The sequence below is a fragment of the Rhodopseudomonas julia genome, from assembly GCF_030813515.1.
Taxonomy (GTDB): Bacteria; Pseudomonadota; Alphaproteobacteria; order Rhizobiales; family Afifellaceae; genus Afifella; species Afifella julia.
Genome location: NZ_JAUSUK010000002.1, coordinates 1,348,915 through 1,370,593, shown reverse-complemented (window position 1 = coordinate 1,370,593; position 21,679 = coordinate 1,348,915). Strand labels below are relative to the sequence as shown.

At 61.3% G+C, this 21,679-nt stretch carries 22 protein-coding genes; 8 read left to right on the top strand and 14 right to left on the bottom strand.

Features of this window, described 5'->3' with window-relative positions; translation table 11 throughout:
• Positions 1-149: 149 nt before the first annotated feature.
• From clpS to J2R99_RS15685, 4 genes are all read left to right on the top strand, one after another.
• Positions 150-485, top strand: a complete 336-nt coding sequence (gene clpS / locus J2R99_RS15700; RefSeq protein WP_092812489.1) for an ATP-dependent Clp protease adapter ClpS — start codon at positions 150-152, stop codon at positions 483-485.
• Positions 486-514: 29 nt separating this feature from the next.
• Complete coding sequence (gene clpA, locus J2R99_RS15695; protein ID WP_307155330.1) at positions 515-2,929, top strand: ATP-dependent Clp protease ATP-binding subunit ClpA; 2,415 nt, start codon at positions 515-517, stop codon at positions 2,927-2,929.
• A gap of 160 nt (positions 2,930-3,089) precedes the next feature.
• Entirely contained in the window at positions 3,090-3,818 is a 729-nt protein-coding gene (locus J2R99_RS15690; RefSeq protein WP_307155329.1) for an AzlC family ABC transporter permease, read from the top strand.
• Positions 3,815-4,159 carry an AzlD domain-containing protein gene (locus J2R99_RS15685; RefSeq protein WP_307155328.1) on the top strand — a complete coding sequence of 115 codons (345 nt, stop codon included), beginning with the start codon at positions 3,815-3,817 and terminating at the stop codon, positions 4,157-4,159. The genes J2R99_RS15690 and J2R99_RS15685 overlap by 4 nt, the downstream gene beginning before the upstream one ends.
• Here J2R99_RS15685 and J2R99_RS15680 read toward each other — a convergent pair whose 3' ends face one another.
• From J2R99_RS15680 to J2R99_RS15665, 4 genes are all read right to left on the bottom strand, one after another.
• The gene (locus J2R99_RS15680; protein ID WP_307155327.1) at positions 4,160-4,591 is read right to left on the bottom strand and encodes an HIT family protein; all 432 of its coding nucleotides are present in this window, start codon (positions 4,589-4,591) and stop codon (positions 4,160-4,162) included.
• A 33-nt stretch (positions 4,592-4,624) separates the two neighbouring features.
• Positions 4,625-5,800, bottom strand: a complete 1,176-nt coding sequence (locus tag J2R99_RS15675; protein ID WP_307155326.1) for a GNAT family N-acetyltransferase — start codon at positions 5,798-5,800, stop codon at positions 4,625-4,627.
• 66 nt (positions 5,801-5,866) lie between these two features.
• Positions 5,867-6,586, bottom strand: a complete 720-nt coding sequence (locus tag J2R99_RS15670; protein ID WP_307155325.1) for a glycerophosphodiester phosphodiesterase family protein — start codon at positions 6,584-6,586, stop codon at positions 5,867-5,869.
• Positions 6,587-6,590: 4 nt separating this feature from the next.
• Complete coding sequence (locus J2R99_RS15665; RefSeq protein WP_307155324.1) at positions 6,591-7,052, bottom strand: RidA family protein; 462 nt, start codon at positions 7,050-7,052, stop codon at positions 6,591-6,593.
• Positions 7,053-7,176: 124 nt separating this feature from the next.
• Between J2R99_RS15665 and J2R99_RS15660 the strand changes: the two genes are divergently transcribed.
• The gene (locus tag J2R99_RS15660) at positions 7,177-8,040 is read left to right on the top strand and encodes a cell envelope integrity EipB family protein (protein WP_307155323.1); all 864 of its coding nucleotides are present in this window, start codon (positions 7,177-7,179) and stop codon (positions 8,038-8,040) included.
• Positions 8,041-8,063: 23 nt separating this feature from the next.
• On the opposite strand, the gene J2R99_RS15655 is transcribed toward J2R99_RS15660, so the two are convergent.
• The gene (locus tag J2R99_RS15655; protein ID WP_307155322.1) at positions 8,064-9,383 is read right to left on the bottom strand and encodes a DNA polymerase IV; all 1,320 of its coding nucleotides are present in this window, start codon (positions 9,381-9,383) and stop codon (positions 8,064-8,066) included.
• Positions 9,380-9,676, bottom strand: a complete 297-nt coding sequence (locus J2R99_RS15650; protein WP_307155321.1) for a DUF3572 domain-containing protein — start codon at positions 9,674-9,676, stop codon at positions 9,380-9,382. The genes J2R99_RS15655 and J2R99_RS15650 overlap by 4 nt, the downstream gene beginning before the upstream one ends.
• A gap of 96 nt (positions 9,677-9,772) precedes the next feature.
• Here J2R99_RS15650 and J2R99_RS15645 point away from each other — a divergent pair, with 96 nt between their 5' ends.
• Together J2R99_RS15645 and J2R99_RS15640 are read left to right on the top strand one after the other, a co-directional pair.
• On the top strand, positions 9,773-10,144 hold the full coding sequence (locus tag J2R99_RS15645; RefSeq protein ID WP_092812467.1) for a response regulator: 372 nt from the start codon (positions 9,773-9,775) through the stop codon (positions 10,142-10,144).
• Positions 10,145-10,154: 10 nt separating this feature from the next.
• Entirely contained in the window at positions 10,155-11,519 is a 1,365-nt protein-coding gene (locus J2R99_RS15640) for a PleD family two-component system response regulator (protein WP_307155320.1), read from the top strand.
• A 460-nt stretch (positions 11,520-11,979) separates the two neighbouring features.
• Here the strand turns inward: J2R99_RS15640 and rpmG are convergent, their stop codons facing one another.
• The 6 genes from rpmG to topA all read right to left on the bottom strand — a co-directional run bounded on the left by rpmG (position 11,980) and on the right by topA (position 19,505).
• Positions 11,980-12,147, bottom strand: coding sequence for a 50S ribosomal protein L33 (rpmG, locus tag J2R99_RS15635; RefSeq protein WP_128294001.1), 168 nt, complete (start codon positions 12,145-12,147; stop codon positions 11,980-11,982).
• 62 nt (positions 12,148-12,209) lie between these two features.
• Positions 12,210-13,394 (bottom strand): MFS transporter, encoded by a 1,185-nt coding sequence (locus J2R99_RS15630; protein ID WP_307155319.1) that lies wholly within the window; start codon positions 13,392-13,394, stop codon positions 12,210-12,212.
• Positions 13,395-13,403: 9 nt separating this feature from the next.
• Positions 13,404-14,087 (bottom strand): NUDIX hydrolase, encoded by a 684-nt coding sequence (locus tag J2R99_RS15625; RefSeq protein WP_307155318.1) that lies wholly within the window; start codon positions 14,085-14,087, stop codon positions 13,404-13,406.
• A gap of 59 nt (positions 14,088-14,146) precedes the next feature.
• Positions 14,147-14,557, bottom strand: coding sequence for a DUF983 domain-containing protein (locus J2R99_RS15620; protein ID WP_307155317.1), 411 nt, complete (start codon positions 14,555-14,557; stop codon positions 14,147-14,149).
• A 14-nt stretch (positions 14,558-14,571) separates the two neighbouring features.
• Positions 14,572-16,917 (bottom strand): ribonuclease R, encoded by a 2,346-nt coding sequence (gene rnr / locus J2R99_RS15615; protein WP_370872426.1) that lies wholly within the window; start codon positions 16,915-16,917, stop codon positions 14,572-14,574.
• A complete protein-coding gene (gene topA / locus J2R99_RS15610) occupies positions 16,872-19,505 on the bottom strand; it encodes a type I DNA topoisomerase (protein WP_307155316.1) in 2,634 nt (877 codons plus the stop codon). Before topA ends, rnr begins: the two co-directional genes overlap by 46 nt.
• Before the next feature lie 178 nt (positions 19,506-19,683).
• On the opposite strand from topA, the gene J2R99_RS15605 reads away from it, so the two are divergent.
• Positions 19,684-19,884, top strand: coding sequence for a hypothetical protein (locus J2R99_RS15605; protein WP_307155315.1), 201 nt, complete (start codon positions 19,684-19,686; stop codon positions 19,882-19,884).
• Between the two features lie 27 nt (positions 19,885-19,911).
• Here the strand turns inward: J2R99_RS15605 and dprA are convergent, their stop codons facing one another.
• Both dprA and plsY read right to left on the bottom strand, forming a co-directional pair.
• Complete coding sequence (gene dprA, locus J2R99_RS15600) at positions 19,912-21,045, bottom strand: DNA-processing protein DprA (RefSeq protein WP_307155314.1); 1,134 nt, start codon at positions 21,043-21,045, stop codon at positions 19,912-19,914.
• Positions 21,042-21,656: a glycerol-3-phosphate 1-O-acyltransferase PlsY gene (gene plsY / locus J2R99_RS15595; RefSeq protein ID WP_307155313.1), complete on the bottom strand. Its 615-nt coding sequence runs from the start codon at positions 21,654-21,656 to the stop codon at positions 21,042-21,044. The genes dprA and plsY overlap by 4 nt, the downstream gene beginning before the upstream one ends.
• Positions 21,657-21,679: the final 23 nt, after the last annotated feature.

Genomic DNA, 21,679 nt, shown 5'->3' with positions numbered 1-21,679 from the left:
CGCAGGTGACATGTACCAGCCGACCGGGCGTTTTTCATTTCCTGCATCCCCACCCCTACCCACCGCCCCATTACGGCTCTAACATTCTCGTCGTGCCTACCTAAATAAGGCTGGCAGGAGGGTATGATCAGGGGAGACCGAGGCGTTTCATGGCCAAAGACGACCGCGACGATTCCGGCAACAAAAATGGCACCGGGACGGTTGTCGTCACAAAGACGAAGCCGAAGACCCAGCGTCCGAACCTCTACCGCGTCCTTCTCCTCAACGACGATTACACGCCGATGGAGTTCGTCGTGCACGTTCTGATGCGTTTCTTTCAGAAAAACCAGGAAGCGGCGACGCAGATCATGCTTCACGTACACAACAACGGTGTCGGCGAGTGCGGCGTGTTCACTTACGAGGTCGCAGAGACAAAAGTGACTCAGGTGATGGACTTTGCACGCCAGCACCAGCATCCTCTGCAATGCGTAATGGAAAAGAAGTAGCGAACGGAGTCGATCGGAAGGGCTAAGACGTGCCATCATTTTCCCGCTCACTGGAGCTGGCGCTGCACAGAGCGCTCGCTTCGGCAAACGAACGTAGTCAGGAATACGCAACGCTGGAGCATCTGCTCCTGGCGCTCGTAGATGACAAAGACGCTGCCGCCGTCATGCGTGCGTGCGGCGTCGATCTGGACCGGTTGAAAGCTGATCTGACGGAATACGTCGATACCGAGCTTGCCAACCTTGTGAGCCAGACGGAGGACGATTCGAAGCCGACAGCCGGCTTCCAACGCGTCATCCAGCGTGCCGTCATCCACGTTCAATCCTCCGGCCGTGAAGAGGTGACGGGCGCCAACGTCCTCGTTGCGATCTTCGCAGAGCGGGAGAGCCATGCGGCCTATTTCCTGCAAGAGCAGGACATGACCCGCTACGACGCGGTGAATTATATCTCGCATGGCATCGCAAAACGTCCCGGACTGTCGGAGCCGCGGCCTTCCAAGGGGGCTCCGGAGACGCCGGGTAAGGCCGTGCCGGATGAGGAAGGCGAGGCTTCCGCCGGCAATGCGCTCGACGCCTGGTGCGTCAACCTCAATGACAAGGCGATCCGCGGGAAGATCGATCCCCTGATCGGCCGTGAGGGCGAGGTGCGTCGCACCATTCAGGTTCTGTGCCGGCGCTCGAAGAACAATCCGCTCTATGTGGGCGATCCGGGCGTCGGTAAGACGGCCATCGCCGAGGGACTGGCCAAGCGCATCGTGGAAGGCAATGTGCCGGACGTTCTCAAGGACGCCACGATCTTTGCCCTCGACATGGGGGCTCTTCTCGCCGGCACGCGGTATCGCGGTGACTTCGAGGAGCGTCTGAAGCAGGTCATCAAGGAGATCGAGGCATTTCCGGGCGCGGTGATGTTCATCGACGAGATCCACACCGTGATCGGTGCGGGTGCGACTTCGGGCGGTGCGATGGATGCCTCCAACCTCTTGAAACCGGCTCTGGCTTCCGGTTCCATCCGATGCATCGGCTCCACCACCTACAAGGAATATCGTCAGTTCTTCGAGAAGGACCGGGCGCTCGTCCGGCGCTTCCAGAAGATCGACGTGAACGAGCCTTCGATCCCCGATACCGTCGACATCCTCAAAGGTCTGAAGCCTTATTTCGAGGAGCATCACGAGGTTCGCTACACCAATGATGCCATCCGCACGGCGGTGGAACTCTCGGCTCGCTATATCAACGACCGTAAACTCCCCGACAAAGCGATCGATGTCATCGACGAGAGCGGCGCTTCGCAGAAGCTGATGCCGGAAAGCCGGCGAAAAAAACTGATCGGCGTGAAGGAGATCGAATCGACGATTGCGACGATGGCGCGAATTCCGCCGAAGTCCGTCTCGAAGGACGACGCAGAAGTGCTCCAGCATCTGGAAACCAACCTGAAGCGCGTCGTGTTCGGGCAGGAGCGGGCGATCGACGCCCTCTCTTCGGCGATCAAGCTCGCTCGAGCGGGTCTGCGTGAACCGGAAAAGCCGATTGGCAACTATCTTTTCTCTGGCCCTACCGGCGTCGGCAAGACGGAAGTCGCACGTCAGCTTGCGGACCTGCTCGGTGTGCATCTCCTCCGTTTCGATATGTCGGAATACATGGAGCGGCACACCGTCTCGCGTCTGATCGGTGCGCCTCCGGGCTATGTCGGCTTCGATCAAGGTGGCATCCTGACGGATGGCATCGATCAGCACCCGCATTGCGTGCTCCTGCTCGACGAGATCGAGAAAGCACATCCGGATATCTTCAATATCCTTCTGCAGGTGATGGATCACGGCAGGCTGACTGATCACAACGGCAAGCAGGTCGATTTCCGCAACGTCATTCTGATCATGACGACGAATGCAGGTGCCGCCGATATGGCCAAGCCGGCAATCGGGTTCTCATCGAGCAAGCGCACCGGTGACGACGAAGAGGCGATCAATCGCCTGTTCACGCCGGAATTCCGCAACCGTCTCGACGCGACGATCGCTTTCGGGTCGTTGCCGCCGGCTGTCGTCAACATGATCGTGCAGAAGTTCATTCTGCAGCTCGAGGCTCAGCTCGGTGATCGCGGCGTTACGTTCGAGCTCGACGAGGCGGCCACGACTTGGCTTGCGGAGAACGGCTACGACGAACGTATGGGCGCTCGCCCGCTTGGTCGCCTCATCCAGGAGGTGATCAAGAAGCCGCTGGCCGAGGAAGTGCTTTTTGGGCGCTTGCAGAAGGGCGGCATCGTCAAGGTGACGGTCGAGGAGAAGGAAGACGGGACGACGGGTCTGAAGCTCGAATCGATCCCGGACGAAAATGCCCGACCGAAGCCGAAGCCCGCCCTCAAGAGCAAGAGCTCTCGCCGTGCCAAGGCTGAAAGCAAGAAGCCGCCGAAGAAGGGCGGAGGCTCGGTGCCGAGCGTGCCATTGAAAGTGGAGTAATACCCTCAAAAAGGGCGATGGGCTTCAGGCCCATCGTCTTCCTCTCCAACGCGGGCCGGTCCGCCTTCTGGCGTGCCGGCTTTTCCATGCAGCGTCCGGCGATCTTCCGTCTCGGGACGTTCGCGAACCTCCCGCCATCTCCCGAAGAATGCAGGAGACAATGCGCGACGAAGATACAGGACTGCGCTGGTTCCTGCGCGGTGTAGGCGGCATCGTCTCGGTGCCGGCCTTCATTCTCATGGCGTCCTTTGTCGGTTTTGGCGTTTTGTGCCGGGAATCGGGCATCACGCTCGGTGAGGCCGTTTTCATGACGGGCTTCGTCTGGGCTTTGCCCAGTCAGCTCGTGCTCGTGGGCGCGATCGCGGCAGGATCACCTGTCATCGTTGCCGGCGTTGCCGTCGCGCTCTCTGCCATCCGATTGATGCCGATGACGGCGGCGTGGGTGCCGCTTGTGCGTGGCCCGAAGACCCGCAAATGGCAGCTCATCCTCATGTCTCACTGCGTTGCGGTGACGGCCTGGGTGTGGAGCGTGATGCGTCTGCGCGATACGCCGCCGGATAAGCGCGCGGCCTATTTTGCGGGCTTCGGTGCGACGCTCATCACGGTGAATGTTTGCATCACGGCAATCAGCTATGTGAGTGCGGCTTCTTTGCCGCCTTTGTTGGCTGCGGGCCTTTTCTTCCTCACGCCCATCTATTTTTTGACCGCTCTGACGGCCTCGGCGCGCCAAGCCGCGGAGCGTCTCGCTCTTGTGTTCGGCCTCGTTCTCGGGCCGCTTTTGCGGGCGTCCGGGCTCGGCTTCGACCTTCTTTGGGCAGGAGTGATCGGCGGCACGCTGGCTTTTGCAGGACACAAGCTTCTGCTGCGTTCCAAGAAGGCCGGCACATGACGCAAAGCGATCTTGGGCCCTATCTCTTCATTCTCGTGGCCGGCACATTCGCCACCGATGTGTGGCGTTGGCTTGGTGTCCTTGTCGGCGCGCGCCTCAAAGAGGAATCGGATCTTCTCTTATGGGTCCGGGCCGTTGCGACGGCCCTCGTCGCTGGCGTCATCGGCAATCTGATCGTCTCGCCGAGCGGGGCTCTGTCCGAAGTGCCGCTCCTGATCCGCCTTGGCGCGGGGATCTTCGGCTATGTGGCTTTCTGGCTTGGTCGGAAGAGCGTTCTTGTCGGAGTGCTCGCCGCAGAGGCGGCGCTGCTTGGCGCCGCCTGGGCTTTCAGTGCGTCGTGATCAAGCTCCACCGAGTGCGGCTTTGATCTTCACTGCCTGTTCCTGGAGCACAGCCTGGTCGGCCATATCGCCGCTGTGCGGTTTGAGCTCGACGCCCTCAAATCGCGGCAGCACGTGGAAATGCGTGTGAAAAATCACCTGGCCGCCTGCCGGCTCGGAGAACTGGCTGATCGTCAGCCCATCGGCTTCAAAGGCCTTGACCACAGCGCGGCCGAGCCGTTGCACGGTGGCCACGACATGCTGAAGGTCCTCCAGGTCGATATCGAGAATGTTGCGTGACGGCGCTTTCGGAATGATCAGGCAGTGACCGTCGCCACGGGGCATGATGTCCATGATGGCGAGGGTGTGGTCGTCCTCGAAGAGCTTGATCGCCGGGATCTCGCCACGCAGAATTTTGGCGAAGACGTTGTCGTTGTCGTAGGACTGGCTCATTGCGCGCTCCTTGAATATGCCGCTGGGCTCGCCTCAAGCCTCTCCCTTTCGGAACGGCGTGTGCTCGGCGAGGATGCGATTTTCCAATTCCACGTGTCGCCGCTCGCTTGCAAGGTAATCTGCCACGGCGCGGCGAAATCGCGGTTCGGCGATAAGATGGGCCGAATAGGTGGTGACCGGGACATAGCCGCGAGCGAGCTTGTGGGGACCCTGAGCGCCCGCCTCCACGCGCGTGAGCCCGTGCGCCAGGGCGTAGTCGATTGCCTGATAGTAGCAGAGCTCGAAATGCAGGCAGGGATGCTCCTCGATGCAGCCCCAATAACGACCGTAGAGTGTGTCGCTGCCGACGAAGTTGAGCGCGCCTGCGACGTAGCGACCGGCTCGGTGGGCGAGGATCAAGACGATCTGATCGGCCATGCGTTCGCCGATCAGCGAGAAGAACCTGCGATTGAGATAGGGGCGACCCCATTTGCGGGCGCCAGTGTCCATATAAAACTCGAAGAAGGCGTCCCAATGCGCCTCGGTGAGGTCTGAGCCCGTGACACATTCCACTTCGATCCCATCTTCCAGGGCCTCTCGACGCTCCTTGCGGATGCCCTTCCGCTTGCGCGAGGAGAGGTCGCCCAGAAAATCGTCGAACGTTTCATAGCCGTTGTTCGTCCAGTGAAACTGCTGGTCGGTGCGGACGAGGAAGCCGACATCTTCAAGTTCTGACGCCTCCGCCTCCGGCAGAAAGGTGACATGGGCCGAGGAGGCATCGTGCAGCCGTGTGACTTCGGCAATACCGGCGGCAAGGATTTGGCGCTGCGCCTCGGCTTCAGGCCCGGGTGCCACGAGAAGGCGGCGGCCGGTGGCAGGGGTGAAGGGGACGGAGACCTGGATCTTTGGATAATAGCGGCCGCCCGCCCGCTCGAAAGCATCCGCCCAGCCGTAGTCGAAGACGTATTCGCCTTGGGAATGGCTTTTCAGATAGCAGGGGACAACGCCCCAGGGCTCGCTGCTCTCATCACCCGCAATGAGGTGGCGGGGCGCCCATCCGGTGCGAGCCGTTGCGCAGCCGGCTCGCTCCAGCGCCTCCAGAAAGTCCCAGGATAGGAACGGGTTGAAGTCGGTGCCGGGCGGATTGGCGCAGCGATCCCACGCCGAGCGCTCGATCTCGTTCAAGCCGGAGATCACACGCAGATTAATGGAAGAGGAGCCGTTCTCCATGCGGGCAATGGTAATGCGAAAGAAGGCTGCCGCAATGCCGGGGAGGCAAGAATCGCAAGAAGCGTGTCAGGCCAGAAAACCCTCGAACGTGATCTGGTCGCTCCACCTTTCGGCGGTCTCGCGCTGCCTTTGATTCCGTACGGTCCAGCAGATGAGCGGTTTGTTCGGCGCCGCATGCCGGAAGAGCGGGGCAAAATGAGAAAGATCGGCGACCCGGCACGAGGCGAAATCGAGCTCCAGTCGTTGGATCGCCGCGATATGACAATGGCAGGCGGTGACGTTGCCTTCGAGCGTCAGGCCGAGCGGGCGCGCGCGTGTCACCCGCTGCATGTCGTGGAGCAAAAAGGGATCGAACGACATAACGGCGAGCGGGCCGTCATAATCGGCAATCGCTTCGCCGATCACCTCCGCAAATCCCGCATCCCGCGACGGAATGCTTTTCAGTTCAAGAACGATAGGGACGCGACCCGCCACGAGCGTAAGAAGGTCGGAGAGCCTCGGGATGGTCTCTTGGGTGCCCGAAAGCCGAAGGGGCACAAGATCCTTGGCGTTGCGGTCGCGAAAAGCGCCTTCGGCTCCCGTCAGGCGCGCCAGCTCGTCGTCATGAAAGACCATTGCCACGCCATCGGCAGAGGGATGCGCATCACATTCGATTCCGTAGCCATGGGCGATCGCGGCCTCAAAAGCTGCGAGCGAGTTTTCCGGCCGTCCTTTCGAAACATCGTGCAGACCGCGATGGGCGAGGGGATGCGAGGCAATGAACGAGAGGGGGCCGAAACGCGACATGGCTTCAGCCGATCGCCACGATGGCTTCGATCTCGACCGCCGCGTTGAGCGGCAGCGACGGCACGCCGACAGCCGAACGAGAATGCGTCCCGCGCTCGCCCAGGATCTCGACGAGGAAATCGGAGGCGCCATTGATGACGAGGTGCTGCTCAGTAAACGAAGGGTCGCAGGCGACGAAGCCTGTGATCTTCACGAGAGTGCCGAGCCTGTCCCAATCGCCATCAAGGGCGGCGCTGATTTGCGCCAGGATATTGATGGCACAAAGGCGCGCTGCCTTTTGTCCGTCCGCCACGGCCAGCGCGCCGCCGAGCTTGCCCGTCACGGCAAGGCGACCCGCGTCGATGGGCAGCTGACCGGAAATGAATAGGAGATCGCCATGACGGCGATAAGTCTTGTAGTTGGCGGCCGGTGCCGCGGCCTGCGGCAGTGTGAGGCCCAGCGATGCCAGCTTGTCCGTGACGCTCATCCCGTATCTCCTGTGCATTTCGCGCTGCTGTCTAATCGGTTGATTTTCTGCCAGTCGCGTTCATTCTGAAGGCAGAAACGAAAGCCGTCTCGCTTTCGCCGCACTCCTGGTTTTGAAGCCGCCCATGCAGACGATCCGCCCTGTTCATCTTGCCGTCGCGATGCTCGCCGCGGGTTTTCTCACCGCCGCAACGCCTCTCCCGGCGCCGGAGCCGGTGACCGCACCGGTGCCGCATCGCGCCGTCTACGATATCACGCTCGCGAAGTCGACGGATGCCTCCGGCATCACCGATGCCCGCGGGCGTATGGTCTTCGAGGTCTCCGGCAACGCCTGCGAAGGCTATACGATGACACAGCGTCTCGTCGTGAATTTGATCGGTGGAGAAGCAGGAGATCGCCTCCTCGACTTCCGTGTGTCGACTTTCGAAGACGGCCAGGGCGGGCTCTTCCGCTTTTCCTCAGACACCTATCTTAATGATCAGGTGGTTGAGCAGGTCGAGGGCGTGGCGCACCGAGAGAACGGTAAGGTGGTCGTCGACCTGACGACACCCAAGGACAAGACGTTCGAGCTCGGCGCCGCCCCGCTTTTCCCGGGCCAGCATCTCAACGCGCTGCTCGCGGCCGCCCGAACCGATCAACGCTTTTTGTCGAGCGTGATCTATGAAGGCTCAGGCTCTGGTGAGACGGCGGACACGGCCACGGCCGTCATCGGACTGCCGGACAAACTGACCGCTGACAGGGCTCAATCTGGCTTGCCCGACAGCCCGCTCGTCAGGTGCCGGCACTGGCCGGTATCTGTTGCCTACTTCAAGGACGGCGACGAAGTGAAGGCTGAAAGCGGTGAGGAAATGCCAGCTTATCAGATGAGCTTCACGCTCTACGAGAACGGTGTCACCCGCAATCTGGTGATGGATTATGGCGACTATGTTCTCACTGGAGAGCTGCAGCGGATCGAACAGCTCGCCAGCAAACCCTGCAAGAGCCAGTAATACAGCGCTCAGAAAGAACGCGATTAGACGCGCGTGTCGTCTTCTCGCTTCTTGGGCTTTCCCGCCTCGAAGGTGAGGCCGAAATCGACGCCATGCGCGCCAAATTTCGCGCGGATCCTGTCGATTGCATGTTCCACCTGAGCGCGGCGGTCGGCTTCCGGATCGAGAAGATCAAGCGGATCGGCCCGCGCGGCATCCTGAAGTTCGCTGACGCCGATGCCGAGCAGGCGGTAGGAAGACCCCCCGAGTTCTTTCAGGAGGAGTTCGCGCCCGTTGCGAAAAATCTTATCGGCGAGAGACGTCGGATCGCTGAGGGCGCGGCTGCGGGTCAGAGTGCGAAAGTCCGATGTCTTGAGCTTGAGCACGATGGTCTGGCCGGCAAGCGTCTTTTCCTTGAGACGAGATGAGACCTTTTCGGAGAGACGCCGCAAGACGGGCATCAATTCGCTTTCGAGAGCGAGGTCGCTTTCGAATGTGGTTTCGGCTGAAATGCTTTTGGCCTCCCGCTCAGATTTCACGGGCCGCGCGTCCTGCCCCTGCGAAAGCTGGGCGAGCCGCAATCCCATGGCGCCATAGCGGCGCGCGAGAGTGCTTTCCTCCATGCCTTGAATCTGGCCGATCGTGGCGATGCCGTCTTTCTCCAGGCGGCGCTGCATCGCAGCACCCACGCCCCAAATGACAGACACCTTTTGGCGAGCGAGGAAGGCCATCGTTTCGGTCCTGCCGAGAACGGAAAAACCGCGTGGCTTGTCGAGATCAGAAGCGATTTTGGCGAGAAACTTGTTGTGGCTGAGGCCGACGGAGACACTGATGCCGATCTCTTTTTCCACCCGCTGCGCAAAGGCGGCGAGAACCGCCGCCGGCGGGGCATGATGCAGCCTTTCGGTCCCGGAGAGGTCGAGGAAGGCCTCGTCGATCGAGAGCGGTTCGACGGCCGGCGTCAATTCCAGCATCATGGCCCGAACGTCGCGGCCGACAGCGGCGTATTTTGCCATGTCTGGACGGATAACGACGGCTTCGGGGCAAAGCTGGCGAGCCTTGAACATCGGCATTGCCGAGCGCACGCCTTTGATCCTGGCGATATAGCAGCAGGTCGCGACCACGCCCCGTTTGCCTCCGCCGATGATGACGGCGCGATCGGCGAGGCTCGGATCGTCGCGTTTCTCGATCGCCGCATAGAAGGCATCGCAGTCGATATGCGCGATGGCGAGCTCAAAGAGCTCGCCATGCTGCACGACCCGGGGGCTCCCACAGGCCCGGCAGCGCGATACCGAACTGGCGTAGCGGGCGAGGCAGTCGCGGCAGAGCGTCTTTGAGAAAGCCCCTTGCACAGTCCCGCTCATCCCTCCTGATGCACCTCGTTCGCCCCCAGCTGGCGCGCCGCTTCGGCGATTTCCTCTGGATGCAACTCTGCGGCTTCGGCGAAGTCGAAAAGGTCCGGCTCATGCGCCAGCAGAAAGGCCAAAGTGCCGGCGAGGAAGCCCGGCTCGGTCGCGGCTTTCCGGAGGCCGTCGGGTCGCAGCCCTGTCAGGTCGAGATAACGACCGAGCAAGTCCGGCCGGGAGGCGATATGGGCGAGGGCCATCACGGCGATTTCCTCGGCGCGATCTCTGGATATGCGGTGGGCTCTGGTCATGTTGTGTTTGCCTTTCCTTAAAAGGCTTATGTCAAATTATGCGTGGTTTGGGCGGATCCTCAACCGCTTCGACCCATCGTCCAAAGAGGCGTATTCATGCCGAAGACAGTCATGATCGTTGAAGACAATGAGCTCAATATGAAGCTCTTCAACGATCTTTTGAGGGCCAAGGGCTACGGGACGCTCCCCATGCGCAACGGATACGAAGCGCTGGAGACACTGAAGACCGAACGGCCCGATCTCATCATTATGGACATCCAGCTTCCTGAGATTTCGGGGTTGGAGGTCACGCGCCTCATCAAGCAAGACGATGAGCTGAAGCACATTCCCGTCATCGCCGTAACAGCTTTCGCCATGAAGGGCGACGAGGAGCGCATACGGCAGGGTGGGTGCGAAGGCTATTTGTCGAAGCCGATCTCTGTCGCCTCCTTCATTGAGAACGTTCGCAATTATATCGGCGACGCATGAGGGCTGAAACGTGACAGCGCGTATCCTGGTCGTCGATGATGTTGCTGCGAATGTGAGGTTGCTCGAGGCGCGGCTTCAGTTGGACTATTTCGACGTCCGGACCGCGCTCTCCGGCGAAGCCGCTCTCGAGATCGCCTCGCGCGAGCGTCTCGACCTCATCCTCCTCGATGTGATGATGCCGGGACTGAGCGGTTTCGATGTCTGCAAAGCCCTCAAGAATCAGGCGGAAACGGCCGATATTCCGATCATCATGGTGACGGCCCTGGATTCTGCGGAAGACAAGGTCAAAGGGCTTCGCTGTGGAGCCGACGATTTCCTGACCAAGCCAGTCAGTGAAATCGAGCTGCTCACACGCGTGCGCAGTCTCGTGCGGCTGAAGAGTGTCACGGACGAGCTCAATCTGCGCGCCGCCGCCATGCAGTCGGTCGGCGTCGATACGCGGGCCATTTTCACCAGCCCCCAGCTCAAAGGCTCGCGGATCCTGGTCGTCGATGACCGGGAGAGCTCCACACGCCATCTGCGCAAGGCGCTTGGTCGCGACGTCGACGCCGATTTCGTCACCACAGCCCCGGAGGCCCTCGCAGCGGTCGAGACCTCGATCTACGATCTTCTCATCGTAAGTCTCTCTCTGTCGGGGCAGGACGGTCTGCGCTTATGCTCGCAGATCAAATCGATCGACCATCTGCGTTACGTTCCAATCCTCATCGTGACCGATCCAGACGAAAGCGCCAAGCTGCGTCGCGCGCTCGAGTTCGGGATAAACGATTACATCGTCCGCCCGCTCGACGAAGCAGAGCTGCGGGCGCGTGTGACGACGCAGCTGCGGCGCAAACGTTATTCGGACCGGCTGCGGTCGATGGTCACCAACGCCGTCGAACTTGCCATTACCGATCCTCTGACCGGTTTGCACAACCGCCGTTATCTCGACAGCCATCTCGTTTCGCTGCTGAGCCGTTCGGTTGAGCACGGCAAGCCGGTCTCCATCCTTCTCTTCGATATCGACTTCTTTAAAAGCATCAACGACCGTTACGGCCATGATGCCGGAGACGACGTCTTGAGGGAGTTTTCCACCCGCCTGCGCAAGGGGGTGCGTGGCATCGATCTCATCGTCCGATTCGGCGGGGAAGAGTTCCTCGTCGTCATGCCGGAGACCGGCATCGAGCACGCGGTGCAGATTGCCGAGCGCCTGCGCGGTGACGTCGAGGCGGAGCCGTTCACCACTCGCGAGGGGCAAAAGCTTCCCGTGACGGTAAGTATCGGCTTGTCTCGTTTGGAGGGGCCCGAGGATACGCCGGGCAAACTCATCAAGCGCGCCGACAAGGCTCTCTACGAGGCGAAGGCCGCAGGCCGTAACCGGGTGGCTCAGGCCGCCTGAGCAACGTGCCGCTTGGTGTCGTTCAGCCGGCAATCCCATCTTGTCTGATGATCTCGCGTGCCGGAGTGTTGTGCACGTTGTCCCCAACTTTCCGGTTCGCGCTATGTGCTTAAGAAGGCTAGTCTTTTCGGAGATTCGCGCAATGCTGTTCTATTTTGGCACAATTGCGCACGTTAGAATTTACCAATTGTTTACCGCAGGCTGGATTCGCGCGGTCCCTTGCGCTCAATTGCACATTGAGCCCACCGATCGGGTTTAGAGTTTTACGAGATACCCCATGGACTTGCTCAGGTCCGCCGCATCTCCTGGGCGCCGTGGGGTCGGCCGGTCCGGCCGCGACACGTGGCCTCCTCGATTGTCGCGACCGGCCGGCCACATTTTTCCGTAAGCAGCACGCCAAACGCACAAAAAGAAAGGCGCCCCGCAGGGCGCCTTTCTTGAATCCGCTGATGCCGCAAAGCTACTTGATCTTCGCTTCCTTGAAGAGGACGTGCTTCTTCAGCTTCGGATCATATTTCCGCTTCGTCATCTTCTCGGTCATCGTGCGCGCATTCTTCTTGGTGACGTAGAAGGTGCCTGTACCTTCCTCGCTCACCAGACGAATCTTAATGGTCGCGGCCTTGGCCATCGCTTCAGTCCTTGCTCAATGGCGGGAATTTGAGCGTGACATGACCCCTCTGGCTCCGGAAGTCAAGGCGTCTCGGTGCGCGAACGTACCAGGCGCGCTGCGGCGATGATGCAATAGGCGCCAAAGGCAGCCCCGATCGAGATCGGGAACCCGGCAGTGGGCATGCGATTCATGGCATCGCCCACCATGACGGGACCGATGAGCATCCCGAGAGCATAGCAAAAGACGAACGCGGAATTTGCAGAGGCGAGGTCGCCGCCTGAGAAACGCGCCGCAAGATGTGCCAATCCGACCGTGTAAAGGCCCGCCGATGCGCCGCCCCAAAGAAACAGGACGGCGGCAAGCGTCAGCCAGTCTGTCGTCGCCGCACTCGCGATCACCATGCCGAGGCAACCGACGAGGCCGCAGACGAGCAGAATCAAGCGCTTGTCGATCTTGTCGGCGATGATACCGAGCGGGATCTGGAAGACGACATTGCCGAGAGTCATCGCCGAGGCGAGCAGCGGAAAAATGGCCGGAGCATATCCAAGATGCTGGCCCCAGAGCGGAAGGAAGGCAAAGCCGGACGATTCGGCCATAGCAAACACGAGCACGCCGAAAGTTGCGATTGGCACGGCGAAGATGAATGAGAAGAAAGAACCTGAGGGCTTCTCCGAGAAATCGGGAGACACGTCGCGCGCCAGCCATGTCGGGATGGCGGCAATCACGAATAAGCCCGAGCCCAGAAAGAAGGGAAGGGGGCTGGAGAGCCCGGTGATCGAGATCAGAACCGGCCCGAACGCGAATCCGATGGACAGGCAGGTGGCGTAGATACCCATGACGATGCCGCGTCGATGATGCGGTGTCACGGCGTTGATCCAAAATTCCGACAGCGCAAAACAGATCGACACGCACATGCCGTAGACGAACAACAGCACAAACAGGATGGGCAGCGCCGTTACGTACCAGGCGAAGGGGATGAGGCATGCCGCAGCCGGCAACAGATACGAAATGGTTCTTGCGGTTCCGAAGCGGTGTGCGATCCGCGGTGCATAGGGAGTCGCAAACAGAGCGGAGAGGGCAAGGGTCGCCACCAGAAAGCCGATCGTGCGCTCCGACACGCCACGGCCGGACAACGTCAAGGCAAGGAGAGGAGATAAAAGGCTGATCGCTGTGCCGACGGCGATCATGGTGGAAATTGCAGCGATCGCGCCCCTGGTCAGCCCCAGTGCAGCGAGGCGTCCACCGAGCGCGGTGCTTAAGCTCACCTCAAACTCCTACAGAATCTCGCTCTGTCTGCGACCGTAATGCATAAAATGAAAGGGAACGCCAGCTCCGGGCTGCAGCTCGGGATCCTCTTCCAGACGTGCTGAAAGATCCGTCAAGACGCGCCGTGTGATATTCGCGAGACCGGTTTCGTAGGCCTCTTCGAATGTCAGCCAGCGCGGCTCCAAAAGCTCTTTGTCGAGGCTCTCCTGCCTGCCCACGACAGATTCTTCGAACACCGCGAAGAACCGCGCATCGAAGCGCCGTGTCCGGCCGGGCGGCGTGATGGCGCGCGCGATCAGCCGCATTGGAGAAAGTGCGGGCAGCGCACCGGCACGCGTAAAGGCCCGCCATGCCGGATTGGATGGTCTTGTTGCAACGGCTGCCGGTTCGGCTTTTTCGCCGACGAGATATCCGGTTTCCTCAAACGTCTCACGGATTGCAGCAAGCGCGAGCGCACGCGCCTGGCGGTGTGTTGCACATGCGGCCCGCCCGGCTTTCAGCTTCGCGGCGACGACCGGGTCGAGATCGCTCGCCATCGCCGCGGAATAATCGCTTCGTTCGACCCGCCCTCCTGGAAAGACGTATTTGCCGGGCATGAAGGCGTGGTGCTCGGAGCGCTTGCCCATGAGGACACGCCATTTGCCTCTTTCGCCGCTGAGAATGATCAAGGTGGCAGCGGGTTTCGGGCGCAATCGAGGCGACTTCTCGGAAGCCGGCAAATGCCGCGACGCTTCAGGCTCTTGCGACGCGCTCATTGCCAGGCAGTGTCCACGTTTTTATCGGCTGCATCGGCGTTGTCGGGATCGAAGCCATGCATCCGAAGCGCCCATTGCAGGCCGATAACACCGCCTTTGACCGGCCGCATAAGGGCAAGGGAAAGAAGCGTTGCGAGAGGCACCCACAAGGCCATGTGGACCCAGATCGGAGGTTGAAACATCAGTTCCACGGCCAACGCCATTGCCACGATCACATGCCCCACGATGAGAATGATGAAATACGGTGGAGCATCGTCGGCGCGATGATGATGCAGCTCTTCGCCGCAGACCGCGCAGCTGTCAGGCACCCGCAGGAAGCCGCGGAAAAGAGAACCTTTTCCGCATTGCGGACATCGGCCGGCAAGGCCCCGGAGAATGGAGCCGATCACTGGGCGTGGTCGCTTCATACACGTCCTTTCCGCTATTTGCGTTTTCGGGAAGGGGCTCCCCGTTTGGGACTTTTGGGTCCCCGTGGCCTCGTGGTGCCAGGGCGTTTGCGTCCGGCATTGTTACGCCCCGAGGGCCTCGCGCCGGGCTTGCCGCGCGTGCCCTCACTCAGCATCTCGAGCCTGAGATCGCCGGCATAGGGCGTTGCCTCGGCAAGTCGCACTTCCACACGGTCGCCGAGCTGATAGGTGGTGCCGCTATCGGCACCGTAAAGCCGGTGCAGGGCTTCGTCATAGATGAAGAACTCGCTGCCGAGAGTGGAGATCGGCACAAACCCGTCCGCGCCGCTTTCTTCCAGTTCGACGAAGAGACCGGCTCGGGTCACGCCGCGAATGCGGCCGAAGAAGCGTGCGCCCACCCGCTCCGAGAGCCAGGAGGCCACCAGACGGTCGAGGGTGTCCCTCTCCGCCGTCATTGCGCGGCGCTCGGCGAGTGAAATCTCCGCCGCGATCTTCTCCATCGTTGGCTCGTCCATATTGCCGAGACCGCCTTCGCCGGCACCGAGAGCCGAGATCAGTGCCCGATGCACCAGGAGGTCGGCATAACGACGGATCGGCGAGGTGAAATGTGCGTAGCGGCGCAGGTTGAGGCCAAAATGACCGATGTTCTGGGTCGAATATTGTGCCTGGCTCTGCGAGCGCAGCACGACCTCGTTGACGAGAATCGAATGGGCGGTGTCGGCAACTTTCTTCAAGATCGTATTGAACTCGGCGGGGCGCAGACTGCCTTTCTTCGGCAAAGACATGTCGAGTGAGCCGAGGAAATCGCGCAGCCCTTCGAGCTTGTCGAAGGAGGGCTCGTCGTGGATGCGATAGACGAGCGGCGAGTGCCTGCCTTCGAGCTCCTCGGCGGCTGCCACATTCGCCTGGATCATGAATTCTTCGATGAGTTTGTGCGCGTCCAGGCGCGGCGGCACATAGACCCGCTGAATGGCACCGCTTTCGTCCAGCTGGACCTTGCGTTCAGGCACGTCGAGTTCGAGCGGCTCGCGCGAATCTCGTCCCGCTTTCAGCACCCCGTAGGCATCCCACAACGGCCTCAGGACGGTGTCCAAAAGCGGCTGCGTCCGCTCGTTGGGACGTCCGTCGATCGCCGCCTGGCTCTCTTCGTAGGAGAGGGCTGCGGCCGAGCGCATCATGATGCGGCTGAAGCGGTGCGAGGTCTTGCGGCCGTTCTTGTCGAAGACCATGCGCACGGCGAGCGCAGGCCGGTCTTCTCCCTCTCGCAGCGAGCACAGATCGTTGGAGATGCGCTCGGGCAGCATCGGCACGACTCGTCCCGGAAAATAGACGGAATTGCCGCGTTTCACGGCCTCCTTGTCCATGGCCGAACCGGGGCGCACGTAATAGGCGACGTCGGCGATCGCCACGGTGACGATATGGCCACCTTCGTTGTCGGGATCGGGCCTCGCATGCACCGCATCGTCGTGATCGCGTGCATCGGCCGGATCGATGGTGATGAGAGGGAGATCGCGCCAGTCGTCCCGGTGAGCCATGTTCGCCGGCTTCGCGGCTTCCGCCTCGTCGACCACGCGCTGAGGAAAGACATAGGGGATGTTGTTTTCCTCAAGCGCGATCAGGCTGATTGCCTTCTCCGAGGAGACATCTCCGATGCGTTCCGACACGCGCGCGGAGGGCAGGCCGAGACGCTTTTTGGAAAGCGGCTCGACGGCGACAAGCTCGCCATCCACTGCGCCGCCAGCTTCGCTCGGCGGCACGATATATTCCTTCGCGCGCCGGTTCGTGGGCACGATGCGTCCACCGCCCTGTTCGCCGGCATCGGCCTTGAAGATGCCGACGATCCGATCGGGCACACGCTCCAGAAGCTTCATGATGCGGCCGCGATAAGGGCCATCATGTCCGCTTCGCTCGATGCGGGTCAGAACCCGGTCGCCGATGCCTGCCGTGGGCTTGCCGCGTCGCTTGCCGGCCGGCGGCAAAGGCAATCTCACCCGCGGAGGTTTGCCTTCCGCCTCATCCCATTGCTCCGGCGTTCCGACCAGATCGCCATCGTCGTCGACGTCGATCACGCGCAACACGGTGACGGAGGGAAGGGTGCCGGAGGCCCTTATCGCCTTCCGAGGTGAGGCGATCAGACCTTCGTCCGCCATCTCCTTGAGGGTGCGCTTGAGCGCCACACGGTCGGGGCCAGTGATCCCAAAAGCACGCGCAATCTCCCGCTTGCCGACTTTGCCCTCGGCGTCTTGGACAAAGTTCAGGATATCCTGCTCGCTCGGCAGGCGCGGACGTGTGCTCTTGGGTTTTTTCGGCAAGCTCAGCCTTCTGCCTTGGCTTTCGCCGTGGCGCTTTTGGTTTTGGATGCAGCCGGCTTTTTCGCGGGGCTTTTCTTGGCTGGTGTCTTGCGAGCGGTGGCCTTCTTCGTCTTGCCGCCTTTCGCTGCCTTAGCCTCGATCAGCTCGAGCGCTTCTTCCAGCGTGATCGTTTGCGGATCCTTGTCCTTGGGCAACGTCGCGTTGATCTTGCCGTGATTGACGTAGGGGCCGTAGCGCCCCTCCATCACAGCGACAGCGCCGCCATCGGGATGTTCGCCAAGTGCCTTCAGCTCTTTCGCCCCGGAACGTCCGCGCCCTTTCTTCTCGGCGAGGAGAGAGATGGCTCGGTTCGCGCCCACAGTGAAAACGTCTTCGATGCTCTCCAGATTGGCGTATTTGCCATCATGCGAGACGAACGGGCCGTAGCGCCCGAGACCCGCCGTGATCGGCTTGCCGGTTTCCGGATGGCTGCCGATCTCGCGGGGCAGCGAGAGCAGTTGAAGGGCTTTTTCAAGCGTCATCTCGTCGGCCTGCCAGCCACGCGGCAGGCTCGAGCGCTTCGGCTTTTCTTCGCCTTTCGCGGGATCGGGACCGAGCTGAACATAGGGGCCGAATCGGCCGGAGCGCAAAATCACCGATTCTCCGCTCTCCGGATCCTCGCCGAGCTGCATGCCTTCCGCGGTCATCGCCTGTTGCGCGACCTCACCCTCCGCATCAGGCTCGGTGATCTGTCGTGTGTATCTGCACTCGGGATAGTTGGAGCAGCCGATGAAGGCGCCGAAACGGCCGAGTTTCAACGACAGCTTGCCATCACCGCAGCTGGGGCAGCTGCGCGGATCGCTGCCGTCTTCGCGGGCAGGGAAGACGAAGTCGCCCAGCATCTCGTTGAGTGCTTCGAGAACCTGCGAAACGCGGAGGTCCTTGATGTCTTCAAGATTGCCCTGAAAGTCCTGCCAGAAATCACGCAGCACGGCCTGCCACGACAATTCGCCGGCTGAGACCTTATCGAGTTTTTCTTCAAGGTCGGCGGTGAAGTCGTACTCCACATAGCGGCGGAAGAAGCTCTCCAGGAAGGCTGTCACGAGCCGACCCTTGTCCTCAGGCATGAGGCGCCGCTTATCCATCCGCACGTAGCCACGGTCGCGCAGAACGGTCATCGTCTGCGCGTAGGTGGACGGACGGCCGATGCCGAGCTCTTCCATCTTCTTGATGAGAGAGGCTTCCGTGTAACGCGGTGGCGGTTCCGTAAAGTGCTGATCGGAGCTGATGGATTTTGCATCCAGACCATCGCCTGCGGTGACGGCCGGCAGACGCCCGTCCTCTTCCTCGTCGGGATCGTCGCGACCTTCCTGGTAGAGGGTCAGAAAGCCGTCAAAACGTACGACCGTACCCGTCGCTCGAAGGCCGAGGCGATGCTCGCCGTTTTTCGCATCGACTTCGATCGTCGTGCGCTCCATTTCGGCGGAACTCATTTGGCTTGCGACGGTGCGCTTCCAGATGAGCTCGTAGAGCTTCGCCTGATCGCGATCGAGCTGACGTTCGACATGGGCGGGCAAGCGCGCCGGATCTGTCGGCCGGATCGCCTCGTGCGCCTCCTGCGCATTCTTTGCCTTGACGAAGTAGCGGCGCGGTTGATCGGGGAGATAGCGCTTGCCGAAATCGCCGTTGATCAAATCGCGCACAGCCGCGACCGCTTCCGGCGCCATGTCGACGCCGTCGGTTCGCATATAAGTGATGAGGCCGATCGTCTCGCCGCCAATATCCACGCCCTCATAAAGGCGCTGGGCGACCTGCATCGTCCGGCTCGCGTCGAAGCCGAGCTTGCGCTGCGCTTCCTGCTGCAGTGTGGAGGTCGTGAAGGGTGGCTGCGGATTGCGCGAATGCGGCTTCGATTCGATGCTCGCAACAGAAAAGTCCGCTCCTTCAAGAAGCGTCTTCAGACCTGTCGCCTGCGCTTCGTCACCAATCGAGAGCTTGGTGAGCTTCTTGCCGTCTGCGGCGACCAGGCGGGCGACGAAGGTATCCTTGGTCGGCGTCGCGAGGTTGGCCGCGAGCGACCAATATTCCTGCGGCCGAAACCGTTCGATCTCCGATTCGCGCTCGCAGACGAGACGCAGAGCCACCGATTGGACGCGTCCGGCCGAACGCGCGCCCGGCAGCTTGCGCCAGAGAACCGGCGACAGCGAGAAGCCGACGAGATAATCGAGCGCACGCCGGGCGAGATAGGCTTCCACCAGCGCGTCGTCGATCATGCGCGGATGCGCCATTGCCTCTTCTACCGCACGCTTTGTGATGGCGTTAAAGACGACGCGGGCCACAGGCTTGTCCTTCAAGCCTTTGCGGGAGCGCAGCACTTCCAGCACGTGCCAGGATATGGCCTCGCCTTCGCGATCGGGGTCAGTGGCGAGCAGAATGCGGTCGGCCGACTTGGCCGCCTCGGCGATGTCGCTCAAACGTTTCTTGGCCTTGTCGGCGACTTCCCACGACATGGCGAAGTCCTCGTCGGGACGCACCGAGCCGTCTTTGGAAGGCAAATCTCGCACATGCCCATAGGAGGCGAGCACCCGATAATCGGGGCCGAGATACTTATTGATCGTCTTCGCCTTAGCGGGCGATTCGACAATCACGAGGTCCATACGGGTACTCCATTGGGCGGGGAAAAAGGCGGCACGCGCACGGCCTCACTTGGATTGGGAAACAGGCGGGGTCAAGGCCGCGGTACGACAAGGCGGGTCGAGGAAGCACTTTCGCCCCCTATTCTCTCAGTTTAAAATCAACTAAAGCGTGTATTATGATTTATGAATCGCGCTAAAAATGCACCGCGTCTTGCAAACATTGAATGAACAGGAACGGCGGGATCTAGCCGAGAACATCGCTGTTGAGGCAAGCCATTGGCGCCGCCGTGCGGACGAGGCGAATCTGCCATTCCTCGCCTACCTCATCGAAATGGTCGTCCTTGAAGCCTGGCGTGAAGCCACGGAAGAAAATCTGAACGATATCAATCCCCAAAACTGAGCGTGGAGACGGAGCTGCCGCACTTTTTCAGTACACGAGAGAGATCCGACCACCGGGATGGCGCTCCAGGCGCCCTGCAAGTTCGAGTTCCAAAAGGATCACGGCCACGAGCCGGGCAGAGAGTTTTGTATGGGCGATCAATTCGTCGACATGCACCGGAGTTGGTCCCAGCGCCTCAAGGATAAGGCTGCGATCATCGCTTGCGGGCTCAACCAAAGGTTGCTTTTCGGGTTCCTCTGAAGGCAGTTCGAATCCTTCTCGCGTCGGCGGTGCGAGTGTTTGCGGCAAGGCTCCGATGACGTCGGCCGCATCCGTGATCAGATGGGCGCCCTGTTTAAGCAAGCGATTGGTGCCGGCGGCACGGGGGTCGAGGGGCGATCCGGGGACTGCCATGACCTCGCGGTTCTGTTCCAGTGCGAGCCGGGCTGTGATGAGCGAGCCCGACCGTTCGGCGGCCTCGACGACGACGGTCGCAAGGCTCATCCCCGCAATAATTCGGTTGCGGCGCGGGAAGTCCCGAGCCCGCGGCTGCCAGCCCATCGCCATCTCGCTGATGGCGGCGCCCTGCTGCGCGAGGATCTTGTCAAGGAGGGGACGATGCTCCTCCGGATAGACGACGTCGACACCGCCGGCAAAGACCGCGACCGTCCCAGTCGCAAGAGCGGCTTGATGCGCGCTCTGGTCGATCCCGCGGGCAAGGCCAGAAACGATCGAGAAGCCGGCCTCTCCGAGCCCCGATGCGAGGCGCTGGGCCATCCTCTGCCCGGCAAGGGAGGCATTGCGCGCGCCGACGATGGCAATGGCCGGACGGGCCAGCACTTCGGATGCGCCCCGCATGCAAAGAAGTGGAGGTGGCTGATCCGCGTGACGCAGCCATGGCGGGTAGTCGGGCTCCCCCATACCGATGAAGCGTGCGCCGGCACGCTCTGCGGCGGCGAGTTCGCGATCGACTTCGTCCTCGCTGGCGATCCTGATGTTGCGTCTCGCGCCGCCGCGGCGGGAGAGATCGGGAAGCGCTTCGAGCGCGGCAGAGGCTGAGCCGTAATGATTGATCAGAGACCGAAATGTCTGTGGGCCGACGTTTTCGCTGCGGATGAGACGAAGCCAGGAACGTCGCTGCTCTGCCGTCAGGCGGACGCCCTCTGGGGTCGGCGTGCTCACTTCTGACCGATCTTCGATTCGGTGCCGTTGAGGAGACGCCGCAGGTTCTCCCGATGCCGGTACCATAAGATGAAAGTGACCGCGAGGAAGAGCTCAGCTAGGAGCGTCTGGCCGCTGACGAAAAGGATCACAGGCGTCAATGCGCTTGTCAAAAGCGCTGCAAGGGACGAATAGCGGGTGAGCCAGGCCGTCCCGATCCAGATCGCCGCAGCCGCTATCAGCGTCGGCCAGGAGAGCGGAAGGAGAATGCCGAAAAAGGTGGCGACACCTTTGCCGCCCCTGAAGCCGAGCCAGACCGGAAAGCAATGCCCGAGAAAGGCGCCGAAGGCTGCGGCGAGCGCTGCCTCAAACCCCCATTGCCAGGCAATCAGGATGGCGATTGTGCCCTTGAGGGCATCGGCTAGAAGCGTCGCGGCCGCGAGCTTCTTGTTGCCGGTGCGCAAAACGTTGGTAGCCCCGATGTTGCCGGAGCCGATCTTGCGAATGTCGCCGAACCCGGCAAGCCTTGAAAGGATCAGGCCGGACGGGATGGACCCGAAGAGATAGCCGAGAACAAGGCCACCGATCAGGGTTGGCAGGAGAAGTGTCCAATTGCTCGCATCGGCGGTCACAGCTTCTGCCCCCGTGTCTGTGG

What these genes read in the sequence shown, in the direction of transcription:
- clpS (WP_092812489.1), top strand. Translation starts at nt 150, where the DNA reads ATGGCCAAAGACGACCGCGACGATTCCGGCAACAAAAATGGCACCGGG.
- J2R99_RS15690 (WP_307155329.1), top strand. Translation starts at nt 3,090, where the DNA reads ATGCGCGACGAAGATACAGGACTGCGCTGGTTCCTGCGCGGTGTAGGC.
- J2R99_RS15685 (WP_307155328.1), top strand. Translation starts at nt 3,815, where the DNA reads ATGACGCAAAGCGATCTTGGGCCCTATCTCTTCATTCTCGTGGCCGGC.
- J2R99_RS15680 (WP_307155327.1), bottom strand. Translation starts at nt 4,591, where the DNA reads ATGAGCCAGTCCTACGACAACGACAACGTCTTCGCCAAAATTCTGCGT.
- J2R99_RS15675 (WP_307155326.1), bottom strand. Translation starts at nt 5,800, where the DNA reads ATGGAGAACGGCTCCTCTTCCATTAATCTGCGTGTGATCTCCGGCTTG.
- J2R99_RS15670 (WP_307155325.1), bottom strand. Translation starts at nt 6,586, where the DNA reads ATGTCGCGTTTCGGCCCCCTCTCGTTCATTGCCTCGCATCCCCTCGCC.
- J2R99_RS15665 (WP_307155324.1), bottom strand. Translation starts at nt 7,052, where the DNA reads ATGAGCGTCACGGACAAGCTGGCATCGCTGGGCCTCACACTGCCGCAG.
- J2R99_RS15660 (WP_307155323.1), top strand. Translation starts at nt 7,177, where the DNA reads ATGCAGACGATCCGCCCTGTTCATCTTGCCGTCGCGATGCTCGCCGCG.
- J2R99_RS15655 (WP_307155322.1), bottom strand. Translation starts at nt 9,383, where the DNA reads ATGAGCGGGACTGTGCAAGGGGCTTTCTCAAAGACGCTCTGCCGCGAC.
- J2R99_RS15650 (WP_307155321.1), bottom strand. Translation starts at nt 9,676, where the DNA reads ATGACCAGAGCCCACCGCATATCCAGAGATCGCGCCGAGGAAATCGCC.
- J2R99_RS15645 (WP_092812467.1), top strand. Translation starts at nt 9,773, where the DNA reads ATGCCGAAGACAGTCATGATCGTTGAAGACAATGAGCTCAATATGAAG.
- rpmG (WP_128294001.1), bottom strand. Translation starts at nt 12,147, where the DNA reads ATGGCCAAGGCCGCGACCATTAAGATTCGTCTGGTGAGCGAGGAAGGT.
- J2R99_RS15620 (WP_307155317.1), bottom strand. Translation starts at nt 14,557, where the DNA reads ATGAAGCGACCACGCCCAGTGATCGGCTCCATTCTCCGGGGCCTTGCC.
- topA (WP_307155316.1), bottom strand. Translation starts at nt 19,505, where the DNA reads ATGGACCTCGTGATTGTCGAATCGCCCGCTAAGGCGAAGACGATCAAT.
- J2R99_RS15605 (WP_307155315.1), top strand. Translation starts at nt 19,684, where the DNA reads ATGCACCGCGTCTTGCAAACATTGAATGAACAGGAACGGCGGGATCTA.